At 50.4% G+C, this 20453-nt stretch carries 19 protein-coding genes; 15 read left to right on the top strand and 4 right to left on the bottom strand.

Annotation, left to right across the window (positions count from 1 at the left end; genetic code table 11):
* Positions 1-4 precede the first annotated feature (4 nt).
* The 4 genes from DBY95_RS08520 to pilM are packed head-to-tail and all read right to left on the bottom strand — an operon-like array spanning position 5 to position 2953.
* Complete coding sequence (locus DBY95_RS08520) at positions 5-547, bottom strand: pilus assembly protein PilP (RefSeq protein ID WP_003684527.1); 543 nt, start codon at positions 545-547, stop codon at positions 5-7.
* Positions 548-562: 15 nt separating this feature from the next.
* A complete protein-coding gene (locus tag DBY95_RS08515; protein ID WP_107724036.1) occupies positions 563-1234 on the bottom strand; it encodes a type 4a pilus biogenesis protein PilO in 672 nt (223 codons plus the stop codon).
* The gene (locus DBY95_RS08510; RefSeq protein ID WP_107724035.1) at positions 1234-1857 is read right to left on the bottom strand and encodes a PilN domain-containing protein; all 624 of its coding nucleotides are present in this window, start codon (positions 1855-1857) and stop codon (positions 1234-1236) included. Before DBY95_RS08510 ends, DBY95_RS08515 begins: the two co-directional genes overlap by 1 nt.
* Before the next feature lie 4 nt (positions 1858-1861).
* On the bottom strand, positions 1862-2953 hold the full coding sequence (gene pilM, locus DBY95_RS08505; protein ID WP_199903875.1) for a type IV pilus assembly protein PilM: 1092 nt from the start codon (positions 2951-2953) through the stop codon (positions 1862-1864).
* 152 nt (positions 2954-3105) lie between these two features.
* Here pilM and DBY95_RS08500 point away from each other — a divergent pair, with 152 nt between their 5' ends.
* The 15 genes from DBY95_RS08500 to DBY95_RS08430 all read left to right on the top strand — a co-directional run bounded on the left by DBY95_RS08500 (position 3106) and on the right by DBY95_RS08430 (position 20448).
* Positions 3106-5502, top strand: a complete 2397-nt coding sequence (locus DBY95_RS08500) for a penicillin-binding protein 1A (protein WP_107724033.1) — start codon at positions 3106-3108, stop codon at positions 5500-5502.
* Positions 5503-5562: 60 nt separating this feature from the next.
* Positions 5563-6399, top strand: a complete 837-nt coding sequence (locus DBY95_RS08495) for a PHP domain-containing protein (protein WP_107724032.1) — start codon at positions 5563-5565, stop codon at positions 6397-6399.
* A gap of 135 nt (positions 6400-6534) precedes the next feature.
* On the top strand, positions 6535-7377 hold the full coding sequence (locus tag DBY95_RS08490; RefSeq protein WP_070460457.1) for a class II glutamine amidotransferase: 843 nt from the start codon (positions 6535-6537) through the stop codon (positions 7375-7377).
* A 199-nt stretch (positions 7378-7576) separates the two neighbouring features.
* Complete coding sequence (gene nrdR / locus DBY95_RS08485) at positions 7577-8029, top strand: transcriptional regulator NrdR (protein ID WP_107724031.1); 453 nt, start codon at positions 7577-7579, stop codon at positions 8027-8029.
* A 14-nt stretch (positions 8030-8043) separates the two neighbouring features.
* Complete coding sequence (ribD, locus tag DBY95_RS08480; RefSeq protein WP_107724030.1) at positions 8044-9147, top strand: bifunctional diaminohydroxyphosphoribosylaminopyrimidine deaminase/5-amino-6-(5-phosphoribosylamino)uracil reductase RibD; 1104 nt, start codon at positions 8044-8046, stop codon at positions 9145-9147.
* A 574-nt stretch (positions 9148-9721) separates the two neighbouring features.
* Complete coding sequence (locus tag DBY95_RS08475) at positions 9722-11029, top strand: nucleotide sugar dehydrogenase (protein ID WP_004520865.1); 1308 nt, start codon at positions 9722-9724, stop codon at positions 11027-11029.
* A gap of 168 nt (positions 11030-11197) precedes the next feature.
* Positions 11198-12625: an oligosaccharide flippase family protein gene (locus tag DBY95_RS08470; RefSeq protein WP_107724029.1), complete on the top strand. Its 1428-nt coding sequence runs from the start codon at positions 11198-11200 to the stop codon at positions 12623-12625.
* Between the two features lie 42 nt (positions 12626-12667).
* Positions 12668-13978 carry an O-antigen ligase family protein gene (locus DBY95_RS08465; RefSeq protein WP_049322610.1) on the top strand — a complete coding sequence of 437 codons (1311 nt, stop codon included), beginning with the start codon at positions 12668-12670 and terminating at the stop codon, positions 13976-13978.
* Positions 13975-15045: a glycosyltransferase family 4 protein gene (locus DBY95_RS08460; RefSeq protein ID WP_004520868.1), complete on the top strand. Its 1071-nt coding sequence runs from the start codon at positions 13975-13977 to the stop codon at positions 15043-15045. The genes DBY95_RS08465 and DBY95_RS08460 overlap by 4 nt, the downstream gene beginning before the upstream one ends.
* A 13-nt stretch (positions 15046-15058) precedes the next feature.
* Positions 15059-16231 carry a glycosyltransferase gene (locus tag DBY95_RS08455; protein WP_107724028.1) on the top strand — a complete coding sequence of 391 codons (1173 nt, stop codon included), beginning with the start codon at positions 15059-15061 and terminating at the stop codon, positions 16229-16231.
* A complete protein-coding gene (locus DBY95_RS08450; RefSeq protein WP_036492790.1) occupies positions 16224-16841 on the top strand; it encodes a sugar transferase in 618 nt (205 codons plus the stop codon). Before DBY95_RS08455 ends, DBY95_RS08450 begins: the two co-directional genes overlap by 8 nt.
* Positions 16828-17802, top strand: coding sequence for an ATP-grasp domain-containing protein (locus tag DBY95_RS08445; protein ID WP_107724027.1), 975 nt, complete (start codon positions 16828-16830; stop codon positions 17800-17802). Before DBY95_RS08450 ends, DBY95_RS08445 begins: the two co-directional genes overlap by 14 nt.
* A complete protein-coding gene (locus DBY95_RS08440; RefSeq protein ID WP_107724026.1) occupies positions 17795-18487 on the top strand; it encodes an HAD family hydrolase in 693 nt (230 codons plus the stop codon). The genes DBY95_RS08445 and DBY95_RS08440 overlap by 8 nt, the downstream gene beginning before the upstream one ends.
* A 13-nt stretch (positions 18488-18500) precedes the next feature.
* Positions 18501-19280: a methionyl-tRNA formyltransferase gene (locus DBY95_RS08435; protein WP_039862513.1), complete on the top strand. Its 780-nt coding sequence runs from the start codon at positions 18501-18503 to the stop codon at positions 19278-19280.
* The gene (locus DBY95_RS08430) at positions 19273-20448 is read left to right on the top strand and encodes a DegT/DnrJ/EryC1/StrS family aminotransferase (protein WP_107724025.1); all 1176 of its coding nucleotides are present in this window, start codon (positions 19273-19275) and stop codon (positions 20446-20448) included. Before DBY95_RS08435 ends, DBY95_RS08430 begins: the two co-directional genes overlap by 8 nt.
* Positions 20449-20453 lie beyond the last annotated feature (5 nt).

Raw genomic sequence — 20453 nt, 5'->3', positions numbered from 1 at the left:
TAAATTAATTTGAGTTCGAACTATCTGAGCTATTGGAAGAATCCGCCTCTTTACTGCTCAATGGCAATTCGGCCTTCCGGTACACCCAGTTGCCGTAGCTGTCTTCAACTTGCTCGGTCAGGATAATTTTATCTTCGGTAATACTTTGGATTCTGCCGTAATTCTGACCGATGTAGTTTCCGGGATAAACGGTATAAACATGGTCGTTGACCTTGATAAATCCGGAAACTTTGCCGCCGCTTTGCAGCGTTCCGACAAAGGCCATATTTTCCAAACTGAAGGCTTCCAATGTTTCTTTCGGACGGTTCACATCCGGCGCATTACCGCCTTTAGGGGCAGTGTCCAAACGGCGGGAATCAAACGCATTCATGCCTTTAAAGTTCGGCGGGCTATACGGCTTAGGCAATGTAACCGTCGGCTCTTCAAACGGAATAATCTTGGATTTTGCTTCCTGACGGGTTTGCGTCATCCATTGAGTCAAATCTTCATAGCTTTGCGTACAGGCTGCCAAGGGAAGAAGACTTAAGAGTAAGATGATTTTTTTCATGATTTCCCTATTCTTTTATTTTTGCTCATTCTCGGCAGGTTTGCCTTCTTCTTGTGCCTGTTGCGCAGCCAATTCGGCAGCAATCTCTTCGGCCGGACGTGCTTTGTAAGTCGTCGCAATCGCACTCAATGTCAACTCGCCTTTATTACCTTTGCCTTCTTTGTCCTCGCCTGCGTTCACGAGTTTTAAAGAATCTAACGTAATAATGCGCGACAAATCGCCTACATCACGGGTAAATTGGCTGATCTGAGAGTATTTGCCTGTGATGGAAATCTGATACGGCAGTTTTTGAATCGGACCATCGTTTTCAGGTTGGAGCGGTGCAACGCTGTCCAAACGCAATCCGTTGGTTGAACCTGCCTGATGCAATTCTTGAATCAGGTTCGGAATTTCTGCGTCGGTCGGCAATTGTTTCAACAAAACGTCGAATGCAGAACGGATCGAAGCCAATTCGGCCTTCAGATTATTCAAGCTTGCTGCCTGAATGCTTTTACGCGTAAAGGTTTCCTTCAGCTCTTCCTCTTTAGCTTCCTGCGTATTCAGGGTTTCAATCTGATCTTTAAATACGCCGGCATAGCCCAAAGCCAACATACCGACAATCAATAAACCTGCCAGCAAAAGTTTTGAAGGCATATTGAGCAGGTACAGGTTTTGTACGTCCAATTGTTTTAAGTTTTTAGATGCCATTATTGAGCCTCCGGAGCAGGTTCGGCCACAGGTTCGGCCATTTCACCGCTGCTTTGGGCAGTCGGTGCAGGAGCCGGCGTATTCACTTGGTTGATTGAAGATTTCAAAGTAAATTCTTGGTAGTTATCTACTTTTTTAATACTCAACAATTCAGGCTGCAAGAAAATACCTGTACTCGGCAGGGAGCGCATCATAACGGCAATTTTATTGTCGCTGATGGCATGACCGCTGATTTTATAGCTGGTCGGGCTTTCGGCTTCCAACGCGGTCAAATAAGTATTATCGGGCGTAAGCGCATTCAAAGAATCAAGGATATAAGCCGCTTGATAGCGTTTTTCCTGCAACTCTTCAACTTTCAGCTTCTTGGCCAAGAAGGCTTCTTTTTCTTGCTGAAGTTTATCGATTTCGCCTAATTCTCTATCAAGTCTGTCGATTTCGGTTTGCAGGAAGTTGTTGCGGCCTTCTTGATTGCGGATGGCGCTGTCAATACCAAGATAGGTAGCGGCTGCCAAGCCCAAACCCACTGCAAAAGCACCAAGCATCAATATTTTGAATTGCTGCTGCTTGCGCTGTTTAATCTCTTCCCGATACGGAAGAAGGTTGATTCTGGTTAATTCGATCATGTTCTCAAAGTCCCCTTAATGCCAATCCGAACGCCAAGGTCAGTGACGGCGCATCAATTTGAAGCTGCGGCAATTCTACTTTTGCACTGCGTTCCACATATGAAATCGGATGCAGATATTCTGTTGCCGTATTGGTTTGCGAGAAAATGCTTTCTGCCAAACCTGCCTGCTGTGCGGTAAAGCCTGTCAGCAGGATGTGTTTGATATTGGCGAAAGAATCAGTGGCCTGCGTGGTATAGTAAAATTGCAAAACACGCTGAACTTCTTGCGCAACCTGTACATTAAAACGGTCGGCAATCTGAGACTGGTAGTCGGAAGGCTTGTTTTGAGAAGCCATCATTTGCGCGGCTTTTTCTTCCGTCACCTGATAAGTCCGCTGAATCAGCTGATTGAGCTGCTCTGTGCTGACCGGCGTTTCTTGTTTGTAAAGAATACGGCCGTTTTGCAGAATCAAGGCATACATTTGCGTCGCATGAATGCCGAACACGGCAACTTTTTCCTCTGCCATTTCGGGAGCATGCGTATTTATCCAATGAACAAAGGCATTGCGTTGCGCCAGCAAGTCTAAATCCAAAGCGGACAAAGGCAAGCCCGCATTCTCAAACATTTCAATGCGCGGCTCGACATCGTCTTTTTTGGCAGCAACAGCTAAAACATGCTGGCCTGAACCGACTTCTTCGGCTTGAAAGTCGTAGTTCATTTCTTCAATAGGCGCAAATTGGCCGACTTCCGCTTCGACAAACTCTTCCAAGTCCAAATCGGTATCACGCGGGTTGTAAATAATTTGCTCGACTGTCGCCAAGTTTTGTGGCACGGCTGCAACAATATTTTTGCAAGAACTGCGTAATTGTGCGTAAGTATGCTGGATGTAGGTAGCAAGCTGATCGTAGTCTTGAATTTTGTTGCCTTTGACAATATTTTTAGGCAATTTGGTAATAACGTATTTTTCCAGCTGAATTTGGTTTAAACTACGGCCTGTCAGTTGTACCATCTTAATGGCATGTTGGCTGATATCGACACCGATGGCAGAGCGGTTGTTCAATCCACTAGAAGCCTTGCCTGTTTTGGTATCTTTCGTGCTTTTAAATAAGCGCATGATTTGACTTCCCTGTATCATTTAGGAGTGAGTAACTGTTTCGTTATCCGTAAAGGACTTCTTATTCTTTGCACAGTATTGACTGTGGCTGATAGAAATCGTTTCCCATTTTACTTTATTTATCGCCATTAATGGCAAATTATTACTTAGTCATGATTAAAAAGATTATAACGACCTGCCTGGGTCTCTTATTGGGACTGGCTCTTTTCGGCGTGGGGCTGATTGCAATTGCAATTTTGGTCACCTATCCGAAACTGCCGTCTTTGGACACTTTACAACACTACAAACCCAAAATGCCGCTGACGATTTATTCTTCAGACGGCCAAGTGATTGGCGTTTACGGCGAGCAACGGCGTGAATTCACCAAAATCGGTGACTTTCCCAAAGTTTTGAAAAATGCCGTGATTGCCGCCGAAGACAAACGCTTCTACGACCACTGGGGCGTGGACGTTTGGGGTGTGGCGCGCGCCGCGATCGGCAACGTCATGGCCGGCGGCGTCCAATCCGGTGCCAGTACGATTACGCAACAGGTTGCTAAAAACTTCTACCTGAGCAGCGAGCGTTCGTTCACCCGTAAATTCAACGAAGCCCTGTTGGCCTACAAAATCGAGCAGTCTTTGAGCAAAGACAAGATTTTGGAGCTGTACTTCAACCAAATCTATTTGGGTCAACGCGCTTATGGTTTTGCATCTGCAGCCCAAATTTATTTCAACAAAAATGTTAACGAGTTAACATTGGCCGAAGCCGCCATGTTGGCCGGCTTGCCCAAAGCCCCTTCCGCCTACAATCCGATTGTAAATCCTGAACGCGCCAAACTGCGTCAGGCTTATATTCTGAATAATATGCTGGAAGAAGGCATGATTACCCTGCAGCAACGCGATCAGGCTTTGAAAGAAGAGTTGCATTACGAGCGTTTTGTACAAAACATCGATCAAAGCGCCCTGTACGTTGCCGAAATGGTGCGTCAAGAGCTGTTTGAGAAATACGGCGAAGATGCCTACACGCAAGGCTTCAAGGTATACACCACCGTCGACACCGCACACCAGCGCGTGGCCACCGAAGCCCTGCGTAAAGTCCTGCGTAATTTTGACCGCGGCAGCAGCTACCGCGGTGCAGAAAACTACATTGACCTGAGCAAAAGCGACAACGTAGAAGAAACTGTCAGCCAATACCTTTCTACGCTTTACACCGTCGATAAAATGATTCCGGCAGTTGTATTGGAAGCCTCCCGTAAAGGTGTACAGATTCAGTTGCCGAGCGGCCGTAAAGTGACGCTGAACAGCCACGCTTTAGGCTTTGCCGCCCGTGCCGTCAACAACGAAAAAATGGGCGAAGACCGCATCCGCCGCGGCTCCGTCATCCGCGTTAAAGGCAGCGGCGATACCTTTACCGTCGTTCAAGAGCCTTTGCTGCAAGGCGCATTGGTGTCTTTAGATGCGAAAACCGGTGCAGTCCGCGCATTGGTCGGCGGCTACGACTACCACAGCAAAACCTTCAACCGCGCAACTCAAGCCATGCGCCAACCCGGCTCGACGTTCAAACCGTTCGTTTATTCCGCCGCTTTGGCAAAAGGCATGACTGCTTCCACCATGATTAACGATGCGCCGATTTCTCTGCCGGGCAAAGGTGCAAACGGTAAAGCGTGGAACCCAAAAAATTCAGACGGCCGCTATTCCGGTTACATCACGCTGCGCCAGGCTTTGACCGCTTCGAAAAACATGGTATCCATCCGCATCCTGATGTCTATCGGTATCGGTTACGCGCAACAATACATCCAACGCTTCGGCTTCAAGCCGTCTGAAATTCCTGCCAGCCTGTCTATGGCTTTGGGTACAGGCGAAACCACGCCGTTGCGTATTGCAGAAGGTTACAGCGTCTTTGCCAACGGCGGTTACAAAGTATCTGCCCACGTCATCGACAAAATCTACGACAGCCAAGGCCGTCTGAGAGCGCAAATGCAGCCTTTGGTAGCCGGTGAGAACGCGCCTCAGGCCATTGACCCGCGCAACGCCTACATCATGTACAAAATCATGCAAGACGTTGTCCGTGTCGGTACCGCACGCGGTGCAGCCGCACTCGGCCGCGCCGACATCGCCGGTAAAACCGGTACCACCAACGACAACAAAGACGCATGGTTTGTCGGCTTCAACCCTAGCGTTGTGACTGCCGTCTATATCGGCTTTGACAAACCGCGCAGCATGGGTCGTGCAGGTTACGGTGGTACAATCGCCGTACCGGTATGGGTAGAATACATGCGCTTTGCCCTGAAAGGCACCAGCGTCAAACCGATGAAAGCCCCTGAGGGCGTGGTTTCGAACGGTGGCGAAGTGTATATGCGCGAACGCATGACCACCAGCTCCGACCTGGCCTTGGACAACAGCGGCGTTGCGCCGCGCCCCACTCAACCTGCCCGTCGCGCGGTTCCGAATGAAAACCGCCGCCGCACCGAGAGTGGCAATGCGCCAGCCCGTGAAGAATTAGACGAAACCCCAGTTCTGCCAAGCAATACCGGCAACAATAACAAACAACAACTGGACTCTCTGTTCTAACAAATCAAGGCCGTCTGAAACGTTCAGACGGCCTTTTTTGAGAAAATTCAAAGCAAAACCATGATTGATTTACACTGCCATTCGACCGTTTCAGACGGCATGCTCTCCCCAACCGAAGTCGTCCGACTCGCCCGTCAAAACGGTTGCACCCTGCTCGCCCTGACCGACCACGACCACACCGGCGGACTGGCCGAAGCTCGCGCCGAAGCCAATACCCTCGGCCTCTCCTTCATCAACGGCGTAGAAATATCCGTCACTTGGCGCGGCCGCACCATCCACGTTGTCGGCTTGGACTTTGACGAACACAACGAAACCCTGCAAAACCTTCTTGCTAAAGTCCGCAAAGGCCGTCTGAAACGATTGGAAGCCATCGCGGCCAAACTGGAGAAAAAAGGCATAACAGGCGCGTATGAAGGTGCGCTGGCATTAGCCGCCAACAAAGAAATGGCCAGCCGCACCCACATTGCTGAATTCCTCATCCGCGCAGGCCATGTTAAAAACAAACAGCAGGCATTTACCAAATACCTGGGCGACGGCAAATCCTGTTCCGTCAGACACGAATGGGCCACACTGGAAGACTGCGTAGCCGCGATTACAGGCGCGGGCGGCATGGCCATTATCGCCCACCCGATGCGCTATGAATTATCCGCCACCGCCAAACGAAACCTGTTTCAAGAATTTAAAAACCTTGGCGGCGCAGGAATTGAAGTGCACAGTGGCAACTGCTGTAAAAACGACCGCCTCAACTATGCCCTGCTTGCCGACCGCTTCGACTTTCTCGCCAGCGCAGGCAGCGACTTCCACCGCCTCAACGACTTCAGCGGCGGCATACTCGGCGCCTGTCCCGACTTACCCGAACAATGCCGCCCGGTCTGGGAACACTTTAAGGCCGTCTGAATTTTTGACAGCAATTTTTCAGACGGCCCGCCAAGTATGAGATAGTTATAAACATATCACACTCTACATATTGAAACTGCCTGCCCGATACACCATAATAACCCTATAAATACCCCAAAAATAAAGGTTAACACCATGTGCCAACTGCTCGGCATGAATTGCAACACGCCCACAGACATCATGTTTTCTTTTGAAGGCTTCCGCCGTCGCGGCGGCATTACTGACCACCACGCCGACGGCTTCGGTATCGGCTTTTTCGAAGGCAAAGGCGTGCGCTTGTTTCATGACGACAAACCCAGCGCCAACTCGCCCGTTGCCGACTTGGTGCGCGCCTACCAAATCAAATCTGAAAACGTTATCGCCCATATCCGCAAGGCCTCACAAGGCCAGACCTCATTGGCGAACACTCATCCCTTCATGCGCGAAATGTGGGGCGAATATTGGCTGTTTGCCCACAACGGCCATTTGATTGATTTTTACCCCGAGCAGGGCGAGTACTACCATGCCGTCGGCACGACCGATTCCGAACGCGCGTTCTGCTTTATTCTCAACCGCCTGCGCAGCCGTTTTGCCACCAAGCCCGAACCTGAAGTTTTGTTTGATGCCATCGCCGGCCTGACCCATGAAATCCGCCGCTATGGCTTGTTTAATTTCGTGATGTCCAACGGCGACTGCCTGTTTGCCCACGCCAGCACCTTACTGCACTACATCGTGCGCAAAGCCCCGTTTGGTAAAGCGCGTTTGCTGGACGATGATGTCATGGTCGATTTTTCAGAAGTGACCACCCCGAACGATAAAGTTTCCGTCATCGCCACCCTGCCCCTGACGCGAGATGAAACCTGGTCGCAATTGGCAGTCAATGAATTGGTGATGTTTCAAGACGGCGACATTGTCCTCAGCGACCGCCCCGACAATCCGGTTTACATGAGCGCGGAAGAAGGTTTGGAAATCGCCCGTGCCGTCGGCGTATCGGTTTGACGTTTGATTGGCTGAAAAACTCAAGGCCGTCTGAAAGGCTCAACTTCGCTCAAGTTGCCCTTTCAGACGGCCTTTTTATACTTAATCCATAGACAAAGCCTTTACTATACGAAAATAACGCAATCCGCTACAATAATAGTTCACAAACAATAAATTCAATTGCTTAGCGACCTTGCCGAGCGTATGACAAGGAAACCCGATGAAGTGCCCGTTTTGCCAACACCCCAACACACAAGTAACCGACTCGCGATGGCTAGAAGACACCAACAGCATCCGTCGCCGTCGCAAATGCTTGGAATGCGGACAACGCTTCAGCACTTTTGAAACCGTTGAAATGCGGATGCCGCAAGTCATCAAATCCAACGGCACACGGGTTCCCTTCAATCCGCACAAACTGCAGACCAGCCTTGAGCGCGCGCTGCACAAACGTCCTGTCACACAAGAACAAATCGATGAAACCGTTGCCCTGATCGAGCAGCGCCTCTACCGTTTGGGCAAAAAAGAAGTCGCTTCGCACATCGTTGGCAAAATGGCGATGGAGGAACTGGCAAAAATCGACCAAGTTGCTTATGTCCGCTTCGCGTCCGTCTATAAAAGCTTTAAAGACGTTTCCGAATTCACCCAAGTCATCGCCGAATGCAAAGCCAAATAAGGCCGTCTGAAACCATGTTTTCCGCACTTGATACCCAAATGATGCAAACCGCCCTCGAGCTGGCCAAGCTTGGGCGGTTTTCTACTTCCCCCAATCCCCGCGTCGGTTGCGTAATTGCACACGGCGCACAAATCGTCGGACAAGGTTTCCACGTCAAAGCAGGCGAGCCGCACGCTGAAGTTCACGCATTAAGGCAGGCCGGAGCTACGGCAAAAGGTGCAACAGCCTATGTCACGCTGGAACCTTGCAGCCATTACGGCCGCACACCGCCATGCGCCGAAGCGCTGGTTCATTCCGGCGTAACGCGCGTGGTCGCCGCCATGACCGACCCTAACCCGTTGGTCGCAGGCAAAGGCTTGTCTATGCTGGAAGCCGCCGGAATCCGTACCGAAAGCGGTTTGTTGGAAGCTCAGGCGCGCGAGCTCAACCGCGGTTTCCTGTCGCGTATCGAACGCGGCAGACCATTTGTCCGCCTCAAATGCGCCGCCAGTTTGGACGGCAAAACCGCCCTTTCAGACGGCCGCAGCTTTTGGATTACCGGCGAAGCAGCGCGCGAAGACGTACAAATTCTCCGTGCCGAAAGTTGCGCCGTTTTGACCGGTATCGGTACCGTGCTTGCCGACAACCCGAAACTCAACGTCCGCAGCTTTCCCACCCTACGCCAACCTGCGCGTATCGTCTTGGACAGCCGGCTGCAAATCCCTTTGGACTGCCACCTCGTGACCGATACCGAAAGCCCGACCGTTATCGTTACCCTTTCCTCAGACGAACAACGTTTGCAGGCGCTGGGTAAATTTGAACATATCCGCATTATCAGGCCGTCTGAACACATCAACGGCCGCATCAATCTTCTTTCACTCATGCCGCAACTGGCAGAACTTGGCTTTGGCGAAGTTCTGGTAGAAGCCGGCTCAACACTTGCTTCAGCCTTCCTGAAGGATGACTTGGTGGATGAAATCGTCCTCTACCAAGCACCGAAACTGTTAGGCGCAGGCAAACCTCTTTTCTCCCTCCCTGAAAATCCGGCCGCCCTACTTTCAGACGGCCCTTGGCAAAGTCAATCGGTAGAAATCATCGGGCAGGACATTAAATGGGTTCTCCGGAAAAAATCCGTCTAATTGCCTCAACTTAATAATCAAACCACTTTTAATAGGACATATCTATCATTTACATAGCAATAAATGTAATTTTTTCGTCAATATATTATAATGACTTTAGCGTATTCCAATTTAAAACTTTGACTTAAGTTAACTATCCTCAAGCCGATTGTCGACAAATTTTCCTTTTTTTCATCACGAAATAATGGATTATTAAGATAAGTTAAGCCACGAAAATTTATTAAAAATTTTTATTCTAGAAGGGTTTTAAACGGCATAAACGGTAGTTTCATTTCATGAATCATACATTTGACAAAACAATATCTAAAATCAAAACATGTGGTTGAATGTAATTTCTAAAAATTAAGTATTCAAAAATACCGTTTCCATACCATAGAGACCGTCTGAACGACCGTTAAACTTTTTTGATTGAGACGAATCAGATAAGTGCTTATGATTTTGTCTAATGCAATTATAAGTATGGTTTTAAGGCTTCACACGATACAGCAGCCGGCTATGGCTATGCGGTTGCAGCAAACAACTCAGGCATCGGGCAAACACTCCCGATTTACTCATTCATTAAACGAAAGACATCATGAAAAACATTACGATACAAAAATTTGCCGATAAGACCGCAAAAATCGGCATCGTTGGCTTAGGCTACGTCGGTTTACCACTGATGTTGCGCTATGTGGACATCGGTTACCAAGTTTTGGGTTTCGACATTGACACCAACAAAGTCGACAAGCTCAATAAAGGCGAAAGCTACATCGAGCATATCCCTTCCGACAAAATTGCCGCTGCTTCCAACAGCCTGTTTGAAGCAACGACCGACTTCTCCCGCATCGGCGAAGTAGAAGCCGTCATTTTGTGCGTACCGACTCCGCTGAACAAATACCGCGAGCCGGACATGAGCTTTGTGATCGACACTACCGATGCGGTAAAACCTTACCTGCGCGCCGGTCAAGTGCTGTCTTTGGAATCCACCACCTACCCCGGTACTACCGAAGAAGAATTGCTGCCACGCATGGAAGAAGGCGGCTTGAAAGTCGGTCAAGACGTATTCTTGGTTTACTCTCCTGAGCGTGAAGACCCGGGCAACCCTAACTTTGAAACCCGTACCATTCCAAAAGTCATCGGCGGCCATACCCCAGCGTGTTTGGAAGTCGGCCTTGCGCTGTACCAACCTGCCATCGATAAAGTTGTTCCAGTAAGCTCCACCAAAGCTGCCGAGCTGACCAAACTTCTGGAAAACATCCACCGCGCCGTAAACATCGGCTTGGTGAACGAGATGAAAATCGTTGCCGACAAAATGGGCATCGACATTCACGAAGTCATCAATGCCGCTGCAACCAAACCGTTCGGCTTCGTTGCTTATTATCCAGGCCCTGGATTGGGCGGCCACTGTATCCCTATCGACCCGTTCTACCTGACTTGGAAAGCACGAGAATACGGTGTAAACACCCGTTTCATCGAGCTGGCTGGCGAAGTGAACTCCCACATGCCCGACTACGTTATCGAAAAAGTCGGCCTGGCTTTGAATGACCACAACCGTTCTATCAAAGACAGCAAAATCTTGGTATTGGGTATCGCCTACAAGAAAAACGTGGACGATATGCGTGAAAGCCCGTCTGTGGAAGTGATGGACCGCCTGCACAAACTGGGCGCAGTGGTTTCCTACTCTGACCCGCACGTTCCAGAGTTCCCACATATCCCCGGCCACCACTACTTCGACCTGAAGAGCGAAGCGCTGACCCCTGAAACTGTCGCTCAATACGACTGCGTGGTTCTGACCACCGATCACGACAAATTCGACTATGACATGATCACCGAACATGCCAAGCTGATTGTCGATACTCGCGGCAAATTCCCAGTGAAAAATCCTAAAGTCATCAAAGCATAATCTTGCTTCAGACGCATCCGGCTGCCACCGGTTTCCCCGACTGGGACGGCGGCCGGTTTCCCAAGGCCATTTGTTTTTCAGACGGCCTTGGCAAACCGGCAACGGTAACAACGCATCTCTTACGAAAAACGCTCAGCTCGAACTTCTGGCCGTCTGAAAACAAATAATATGAACGCGAAAAAAATCCTCGGCTACGCATTGGGCCCGATAGGAAGCGCCGCTTTCGGCCTGCTTTCCCTGCCGCTCATCTCATGGTACTTCCCTGCGGAAGACATCGGCCGTATCGTACTCTTGCAGACCATTGCCGGACTGAGCATTCTGCTCTTGGGCTTGGGGCTGGACCAATCCTATATTCGCGACTATTACGCCGTTAAAGACAAGGCCGCGCTGTTCAAATCCGTTTTTTTATCGCCATTGATTCTGACGGTGGCGGTTGTGGTTTTAGTGTTGCTGATAAACGCATCATGGCCGTCTGAAATCATTTTCGACATCCCCAGTGCGAATTTGGGGATTCTCTTCCTGATTTTCTTAGCCACCACGCTGATTATCCGTTTTTTAGCCTTGATTTTGCGGATGAAAGAGCAGGCATTGGCTTTTTCCGTCAGCCAGCTTGCGCCGAAATTCTTGATTTTGGTGTTGGTTTTTGCCGTGATTGCTTCCGGCTTGCCTGCCAATACTACTTCGCTGGTTTTTGCCTACACCGCAGCCCAAGTGCTGACTGTTTTACTGTTGATCTATCAACTGCGCCGAGATCTGCAAGCCGTTTCCCATGCGAAATGGTCGTCCGAGCTGCATCGGGACGGCCTGCGCTACGGCCTGCCGCTGGCATTCGGCAACTTGGCCTATTGGGGCCTGACTTCGATTGACCGCTTTGTCCTCAAAAACATCTCTGGCTTGGACGAGTTGGGCATTTATTCGATGGCGGTCAGCTTTGGCGCCGTCGCCTTGATTTTCCAAAGCGTGTTCTCCACCATTTGGGCGCCTTTGGTGTTCAAATGGGTAGAAGAAAAAAACAATCTGGACAAAATCGGCGACATCACGCTTTCCATGACCGTCCTCATCAGCGCAATGATTTGCCTCATCGGGATTTTCTCGCCGATGGCGACCTGGATACTGCCGGAAAAATACACGCAGGTTCAATTTATCCTGCTCTCGTGTATGCTCTTCCCCCTGTTTTACACGCTGACCGAAGTCAGCGGCATCGGTTTGAACGTCGTCCGCTCGACTTGGCTGATTACTGTCATCAACATCGTTGCCTTTATCGCCAATACCGCCCTACTCTATCTGTTGGTACCGAAATTTGGTGCAAAAGGTGCAGCTATGGCCAGCGCAACGGCTTTTTGGCTGTTTTTCATCTTGAAAACCGAATTCTCTTCACGCCTGTGGCAGCCTTTGCCGCGCCTGAAGATTTATACCAACTCAACGCTCTGCCTGATAATCTGCCTTGCCTACACTTGGCTGGGTACACGCGACAACTATATTTGGTTTGCGCTGGCATGGGCAGTCGGACTGGGTTTCCTGTTCCTAAAATACAAACACGCACTATTTGCCGCGACCGAAAAAATCAAAGCCAAATTAAACCGTTCGGCAAAATAGCCAACCTGAGATTCACGTCTCTACGATAACAACAGAACGACTATGAAAATAAAACGTCTGAACTTATACACTTACATCCTATACATCATGCTCGCAGCCTATATGCTGGGGCCCGCGCTGTCCTTTAAGGTCGGCGTACCGCGTATTGATAACCCGCTGACCCTGATATTTGTACTGCTTGGTTTTGTCGTATTTTTTCTGGAAAGCAAGCATATTCCGCGCAAGATTTTTGCCATGCTCTGCGCCCTGACTGCCATGTGCATCTGGCCTGCCATCCACATGGGCATTACGTCGCTGACGCCGACGCAGTACATGGATATTTTGTTTTTTATGGCGGTTCCGGCTTTCTTCTACTTGTTTTACCAAGTATTGAAGCGCGCCGACGACCCTTTGAGGACGATTCAGAAGTTCCTCGTCGTATTTACGCTGTTTATCGCCGTGCCGCCGTTTGCAGAGCTGGCCACCGGTATTCAGTTTGTGAGTGCCAGCGATGAGTTGGCTATTGATGAAGGCTCGCTCAAAGGCTTGTTCTTTAACCCGAACAACCTTGCCGCTACCGCAGTCTGCCTTGCGCCTGCCATTTTGTTTTTCTTCCAACTCCAAGGACGGAAACACAAAGAAAAACTGCTGGGCTGGGGCTTGTTCCTGCTGTTGGGCATGGCCATTTTCGCTAGCGTATCGCGTACCGCCATCGGCTGTTACCTGTTAATTTTGCTGGTTTATACGGCCTATCGCAAAAACGGTTTTATTACGGTCGGCGTAGCAGGTTTGCTGGCGTTGGTGTTGTCGATGATTCCGTCACGCGCGATTGCGGAATTTTTGCTGTCGCTCAACGGCAACCAGTTTTTGGAACGCTTTTCCAGCCGCGTGTACCTCTTCCTGTACGACTTGGGCAGCGACAACTCCGTGTCCTACCGTCAGGAGATTTACAACTACTTCTGGAACAATCCGCCCCTGCTGCTGACCGGCTACGGCCCTAAAAACTTCCGCGAATATTTCGGCGGCCATTTGAGCGGCAGCTTGGGCTTTGAAAACCCGCACAGCTTCATCATCGAGCTGTATCTGGGTTTCGGCATGATTTCCCTGCTCGGCTTTATTGCCTTTGTGGCGTGTTATTTCCTCTACACCGCCTCAAACCGCGCAGTAACCGGCAAATCGCGCGTTTTGGCTTGGGTTGCCTTGGGCATTTTCCTGCTGGCCGGTTTTATTCCGTCCACCATTTTGCGTATGCCGTTTATCTGGCTGCCCTGCCTGCTGATTTTTATTTACAGCGTATTTGTTGCGCCCAAGCTGAAAGATATGGCCGCTTACGCATACAACGAAACACTATACGATACGAAGAAACCATCATGAAAATCATCCTGACTACCTCCATGTCCGGCCTCGGTGGCACTGAAAACGCCACTTTCCGCCTCGGCCGCCTGCTCAAACAACGCGGACACGATATCGTATTGGCCTCTTCAGACGGCCCTTTGATTCAGGAAGCGCAAGCATTGGGCATCCGTTGGCAGCCGATTGATTTTTACCAAGGCGGTCTTTTGGGTTACATCAAAGGCATGTTTGCCTACATGAAACTGCTGAAAAAAGAGAAACCCGATGTGATTCACTGCCAAATGGCGCGTATCGTTCCGGCCTGCGCCATTGCGGCCAAGTTTGCCTCACCAAAAACCAAAGTGTTCTACCACGCGCGCGGCCTTGATCCGGAAACTTATCCGAAAATTGCCAAGCTTTTCGACAAGCTGGGCGTATACATCATCGGCAACTGCAAACACGAACGCGAAAAACTCATCCGTTACGGTTTCCCTGCCAACCGCATCACCTACACTTACAACGCCCTGCACAAAGCGGATTACGTTCCTGAAAAAACAGTCAAAGACTATGTCCAACTGGGCACGCTTTCCCGTTTGGACACCGTCCGCGCCGTGCATTTAATGCTGGATATTTTGAAGAAAATGGTTGACCGCGGTATGCCTGTACGCCTCAACGTTGCAGGCATCGGCGAAGAAATGGACAACCTCAAAGCCCAAGCCAAACGTTTGGGCATCGAAGACAAAGTTACCTTCCTCGGCGGCGTCCGCGACTTGACCGGCTACTTCAAAGAAGTCGATATTTTGGTGAACACGCCGCATTGCGTGGGCGACCACGGTGCAGGCGTCGGCAACAATATTTTGGAAGCCGGCCTTTACGACACACCTGTCGTGACCTACAACATGGCGGGCATTTCCGAAATGGTCATCACCGGCCAAACCGGCTACTGCATTCCTTTCGGCGATGACGAAGCGTTTATCGAAGCCGTCGATACACTCATCAAGCATCCAGAGCTGCGCGGTCAAATGGGCAAAGCCCTGCACAAACACGTCGAAACTTTATGCTCCGACGACGAAATCTACCGCACCACCATGGCTGCGTACGAAATGTAAGGCCGTCTGAAACATGAACATTACCATCGTCGCCCCTTATTGCTCGCTGCCGTCCGAGCCGCATTTCAACCGCTTCTGGTATCTTGCCGAGCTGTTGTCGCAGTCGCATGACGTGTTGCTGATTACCAGCAACTTCAAGCACTACGACAAATCTTTCAGACGGCCCGAAGATGCCGAGGCCGCCTCACAAGGCCGTCTGAAAGTGATGTTGTTGGAAGAAAGCGGGTACAGCAAAAACGTGTCTTTAAGGCGCGTAACCAGCCATCACCGCTTCGTCAAACATTTTGAAAAATGGTTGGAAAACTGCCGTCCGGGCGAACAAGACGTCGTCTTTTCCGCCTATCCGCTGATTGCCACCAACCTGCTCTTGGGCAAACACAAAGCGCGTTTGGGCTACAAGCTGATTGTCGATGTGCAGGACGTATGGCCGGAGTCCTTCTCCTCGGTCGTACCGTTTTTGAAAAAAGTACCGCATAACCTGCTGCCCTTTGCTTCACGCGCCAACCAAGCCTACCGCTACGCCGACGCGCTGGTTGCCGTATCACAGACTTATCTCGACCGTGCCAAAGAAGCCAATCCGAATGTACCCGGCGAAGTCGTCTATATCGGCGCGGATTTTCCGAAACTCGATGCCGCGCCTGCCAAAAATTTCGGCGACGACAAAATCCGCTTTTTCTACTTGGGCACGCTCAGTTACAGCTATGACGTGGAAACCGTGTGCAAAGGCGTTCGCAAGCTGTTGGATGCCGGCGAAAACGTCGAGTTGCACATCATGGGCGGCGGCCCCGATTTAGACAGGCTCAAACAATATGCCTGCGACGGCATCAAGTTTTACGGCTACATTCCTTACGCCGAAATGATGTCGGTCGCCAAAGGCTGCGACATTTCCGTCAACGCCATCCACTCTTACGCCATGCAGTCGATTACCAACAAACTTTCCGACTATATGGCTTTGCAAAAACCGATTCTGAACAGCCAGGTCAACGACGAAGTTGCCGAAGTCCTTACCCTGCTGCCGCATGCGAACTACCGTTCCGGCGATGTGGACAGCTTCGTTAAAGCCGCCAAAGATATTTTGAAGCGCAAAGACGATCCTGTTCAGTCCGAAGAAATCGTCCGCCGCTTCAAGCGCGACGTTGCCTATCAAAAAATCGTCAACCTGATTGAAAGATTAGCTCATGAATAAATTTTTCAAACGCCTGTTTGACATTGTTGCCTCCGCCTCTGGGCTGATTATCCTGTCGCCTGTGTTTTTGATTTTGGTGTACCTCATCCGCAAAAACTTAGGCTCGCCCGTGTTCTTCATCCAAGAGCGGCCGGGTAAAGACGGCAAGCCGTTTAAAATGATTAAATTCCGCTCCATGCGCGATGCAATCGATAAAGACGGCAACCCGTTACCGGACAGCGAACGCCTGACCGATTTCGGCAAAAAATTACGTGCCACCAGCTTGGACGAACTTCCTGAATTATGGAATGTCTTAAAAGGCGAGATGAGTTTGGTTGGCCCTCGTCCGCTGCTGATGCACTACCTGCCGTTGTACAACGACTTCCAAAACCGCCGCCACGAAATGAAACCGGGCGTGACCGGTTGGGCGCAAGTCAATGGCCGCAACGCTATTTCATGGGACGAAAAGTTCGCCCACGATGTTTGGTACATCGACCACTTCAGCTTCTGGCTGGATATTAAAATTTTGTTCCTGACGGTTAAAAAAGTCTTCGTCAAAGAAGGCATCTCAGCCGAAGGAGAAGCCACTATGCCTTATTTCACGGGTAATAAAACTGATGAAAAAAAATAACATACTGATTCTGTCGGCAGGCCGCCGCGTCGAATTGGTGCAGGACTTCCAAACCGAAGCCGCACGTTTTTCAGACGGCATCGGCGTATTTGCCACCGACCTCAATCCCCACATGTCTTCAGCCTGTCATGTCGCCGACCGCGCTTTCAGCGTACCGCGCATCGACGCAGCCGAATACATCGACAGCATTTTCGAACTGGCCAAACAACACAACATCGGCCTGATTGTGCCGACCATCGATACCGAACTGCTCAAGCTGGCCGAAGCACGCGACCGTTTTGAAGCCGAAGGAATACACATCGTCATTTCCGACGCCAAACTGATTACCCTGTGCCGCGACAAGCGCCTGACCGCAGGCCTGTTTGCACAATACGGCATCCGTTCGCCTGAAATTTACGAACGGGACAGCCTGGCCTTCCCGTGTTTTGCCAAGCCTTACGACGGCAGCCGCGCCATCGGTGCGAAAAAAATCAACACACCGGCCGATCTGACCGCCGACATTGCCGAAGATCCGAAAATGATGTTCGCCCAATACATCGATATTGAAAATGCTTTTTCCGAGTTCACCGTCGATATGTATTACGACCGTCAAGGCCGTCTGAAATGCGCCATTCCTCGCGAACGTTTGGAAGTGCGTACCGGCGAAGTCAGCAAAGGCGCGACCCGGCGCAATGCCCTGTATGAAGAGTTGGTTGAAAAAATGACCGTATTGGAAGGCGCACGCGGCTGCATTACCGCGCAGTTCTTCGTCAGCAAAACCGACAATACGACCTACGGCGTGGAAATCAACCCGCGTTTCGGCGGCGGTTTCCCACTGACCTACGCCGCAGGCGGCAACTATCCGGGCTGGCTGATTCAAGAATACATCGGCGGCCAAGACATTCCCTTCTCCGACGACTGGGAAAACAATTTAATCATGCTTCGTTATGATGCTAAGGTTTTGGTAAGAGAACATGATTAAGCCGGAAGAATCCGTCATCGTTTTTGACCTTGACGATACGCTTTACTCCGAACATGACTACAAATGCTCCGGAATACGGGCAGTTGTAGAGATGATTACGTCGCTTTATCCGCAATACAATGCCGGCGTACTATATGAAATTGCCGACAATAAAAGTAAAGACTGGCTCGACAATTTGTGTCATCATTGCAAATTAAACGAATCAGAGAAACAATCACTCTTGTGGCAATATCGACTACATAGGCCTGTTATCCGACCTTATGTCGAACCGTCTTTTTTACGGAAGCTGATGCGCCCTTTTGCCGCATGCGCCCTGATTACAGACGGCCGCAGTCTGACACAGCGTTTGAAAATACAGGCCTTGGGGTTGACCGATTTGTTTGACGACATTTTGATTTCAGAAGCCATGCAATCGGAAAAACCCGACGATAAGCGTTTTGTCTTCCTGCAAAACAAATATCCGGCTGCAAAACGTTTCATCTACATCGGCGACAACATCAAAAAAGATTTTGTCGCACCCAACAAACTGGGTTGGCTCTCCATAGGCATTATGCCTAAGCCGCACAATATTCATCAAGCCGAGCCCGAGCAATACGGTCGTGAATACCAGCCCACCCTTTGGATAAACACCCTGGAAGAACTGACTACACTGACAACTTCCGCCACCGAAAAAGCAAATGCATAAGGGACATTTCTCCATGAAAATCTTATTTATGGGTCGTAAACAGGTTTCCGCCAACCTGCTTCGTTTTTTGACCAAACAAGACCATATCGAAATCATCGGTGTCTTGACCGACAGCCATCTGCAAGGCTCGCCGACTACGGCCGCCGCGCAGGAATTGGGCTTGCCCCTGTACACCTTCGATACGGCTTTGGAAGCAATGCGAGAAGGCCGTCTGAAATACGATTTGGGCTTGTCCGTCCTTTACTGGCGCAAGCTGCGTGATGAATTCCTGAGCATTCCGACTTTAGGCACGATCAACTTCCACCCTGCGCTGTTGCCCGAATACAAAGGCACGGGCGGCTACAACCTGGCCATCATGGACGAGCTGAACGAATGGGGCAATACTGCCCACTACGTCGACGCTTCCATCGATACCGGTGAAATTATCGAAGTGGACCGTTTCCCTATCGACGCCGAAACAGAAACCGCCCAATCGCTCGAACGCAAAACCATGCAGGCATTGGAAGATTTCGCACGACGCATCATCACCCGCGCCATCGAGTCGAAAACCAAATTGCCAACCACGCCAAACATTGGTGGCCGCTACGTCAGCCGCGACGAGATGGAAGCCATGAAGCAAATCCACGACGGCGACAATATCGAGAAGAAAATCCGCGCCTTCTGGTTCCCTCCTTACGACGGCGCATACGTCGAAATCAACGGTCAGAAATACACCCTGATCAATCGCCAACTGCTGGAAGAAATCGCCCCCAAAGGCTCAACCAGTCTTTTCGCAGGAAAAACAAATGCTTAATACATCACTCTCCCCATGGCCAAGCTTTACTCAAGAAGAAGCCGATGCCGTTTCCAAAGTCCTGCTGTCCAACAAAGTCAACTACTGGACAGGTACGGAATGTCGCGAATTTGAAAAAGAATTTGCCGCCTTTGTCGGCACGCAATACGCCGTCGCCCTTTCCAACGGTACGTTGGCTTTGGACGTAGCCCTCAAAGCAATGGGTATCGGCCAAGGCGATGATGTGATTGTCACTTCGCGTACTTTCTTGGCTTCAGCGTCCTGCATCGTGACCGCCGGCGCAAATCCGGTGTTTGCCGATGTCGATTTGAACAGCCAAAACATCAGCGCCGAAACCATCAAAGCCGCTTTGACGCCAAACACCAAAGCCATCATCGTGGTTCACCTTGCCGGTATGCCTGCCGAAATGGACGACATCATGGCTTTGGCAAAAGAACATAACTTGTGGGTTATCGAAGACTGCGCCCAAGCGCACGGTGCGAAATACAAAGGCAAATCCGTCGGCTCTATCGGTCACGTCGGTGCTTGGTCGTTCTGCCAAGACAAAGTCATGACCACCGGCGGCGAAGGCGGCATGGTTACTACCAACGACAAAGAGCTGTGGAGCAAAATGTGGTCGTACAAAGACCACGGCAAAAGCTACGATGCCGTGTACCACCGCGAACACGCACCCGGTTTCCGCTGGTTGCACGAAAGCTTCGGCACCAACTGGCGCATGATGGAAATGCAGGCGGTCATCGGCCGCATCCAGCTCAAACGCATGCCTGAATGGACTGCCCGCCGTCAAGCGCACGCTGCCAAACTGGCTGAAAGCTTGGGCAAATTTGCCAGCATCCGTTTGGTTGAAGTGGCCGACTACATCGAACACGCGCAATACAAGTTCTACGTTTTCGTCAAACCCGAACACCTGAAAGAAGGCTGGACACGCGACCGCATCGTCAACGAACTGAACGCGCGCAAAGTGCCATGCTATCAAGGCAGTTGCTCCGAAGTGTATTTGGAAAAAGCCTTTGACAACACGCCTTGGCGTCCGAAAGAGCGTTTGAAAAACGCTGTCGAGTTGGGCGACACCAGCCTGATGTTCTTGGTGCACCCAACCCTGACCGATGAAGAAATTGCGTTCTGCAAAGAAAACATAGAAGCCGTATTGACTGAAGCCACGGCATAATCATT

The organism is Neisseria subflava (assembly GCF_003044935.1).
Taxonomy (GTDB): Bacteria; Pseudomonadota; Gammaproteobacteria; order Burkholderiales; family Neisseriaceae; genus Neisseria; species Neisseria subflava_E.
The sequence above is the reverse complement of the archived record's forward strand: the minus strand, read 5'-3'. Positions and strand labels throughout refer to the sequence as shown.

Excerpts from the sequence above, each read along its gene's own strand:
- DBY95_RS08470 (WP_107724029.1), top strand. The coding sequence starts at position 11,198 with ATGAACGCGAAAAAAATCCTCGGCTACGCATTGGGCCCGATAGGAAGC.
- DBY95_RS08520 (WP_003684527.1), bottom strand. The coding sequence starts at position 547 with ATGAAAAAAATCATCTTACTCTTAAGTCTTCTTCCCTTGGCAGCCTGT.
- DBY95_RS08430 (WP_107724025.1), top strand. The coding sequence starts at position 19,273 with ATGCTTAATACATCACTCTCCCCATGGCCAAGCTTTACTCAAGAAGAA.
- DBY95_RS08440 (WP_107724026.1), top strand. The coding sequence starts at position 17,795 with ATGATTAAGCCGGAAGAATCCGTCATCGTTTTTGACCTTGACGATACG.
- DBY95_RS08460 (WP_004520868.1), top strand. The coding sequence starts at position 13,975 with ATGAAAATCATCCTGACTACCTCCATGTCCGGCCTCGGTGGCACTGAA.
- pilM (WP_199903875.1), bottom strand. The coding sequence starts at position 2,953 with ATGCGCTTATTTAAAAGCACGAAAGATACCAAAACAGGCAAGGCTTCT.
- DBY95_RS08510 (WP_107724035.1), bottom strand. The coding sequence starts at position 1,857 with ATGATCGAATTAACCAGAATCAACCTTCTTCCGTATCGGGAAGAGATT.
- DBY95_RS08435 (WP_039862513.1), top strand. The coding sequence starts at position 18,501 with ATGAAAATCTTATTTATGGGTCGTAAACAGGTTTCCGCCAACCTGCTT.
- DBY95_RS08500 (WP_107724033.1), top strand. The coding sequence starts at position 3,106 with ATGATTAAAAAGATTATAACGACCTGCCTGGGTCTCTTATTGGGACTG.
- DBY95_RS08495 (WP_107724032.1), top strand. The coding sequence starts at position 5,563 with ATGATTGATTTACACTGCCATTCGACCGTTTCAGACGGCATGCTCTCC.
- DBY95_RS08490 (WP_070460457.1), top strand. The coding sequence starts at position 6,535 with ATGTGCCAACTGCTCGGCATGAATTGCAACACGCCCACAGACATCATG.
- DBY95_RS08465 (WP_049322610.1), top strand. The coding sequence starts at position 12,668 with ATGAAAATAAAACGTCTGAACTTATACACTTACATCCTATACATCATG.
- DBY95_RS08515 (WP_107724036.1), bottom strand. The coding sequence starts at position 1,234 with ATGGCATCTAAAAACTTAAAACAATTGGACGTACAAAACCTGTACCTG.
- DBY95_RS08445 (WP_107724027.1), top strand. The coding sequence starts at position 16,828 with ATGAAAAAAAATAACATACTGATTCTGTCGGCAGGCCGCCGCGTCGAA.
- DBY95_RS08475 (WP_004520865.1), top strand. The coding sequence starts at position 9,722 with ATGAAAAACATTACGATACAAAAATTTGCCGATAAGACCGCAAAAATC.
- DBY95_RS08450 (WP_036492790.1), top strand. The coding sequence starts at position 16,224 with ATGAATAAATTTTTCAAACGCCTGTTTGACATTGTTGCCTCCGCCTCT.
- DBY95_RS08455 (WP_107724028.1), top strand. The coding sequence starts at position 15,059 with ATGAACATTACCATCGTCGCCCCTTATTGCTCGCTGCCGTCCGAGCCG.
- ribD (WP_107724030.1), top strand. The coding sequence starts at position 8,044 with ATGTTTTCCGCACTTGATACCCAAATGATGCAAACCGCCCTCGAGCTG.
- nrdR (WP_107724031.1), top strand. The coding sequence starts at position 7,577 with ATGAAGTGCCCGTTTTGCCAACACCCCAACACACAAGTAACCGACTCG.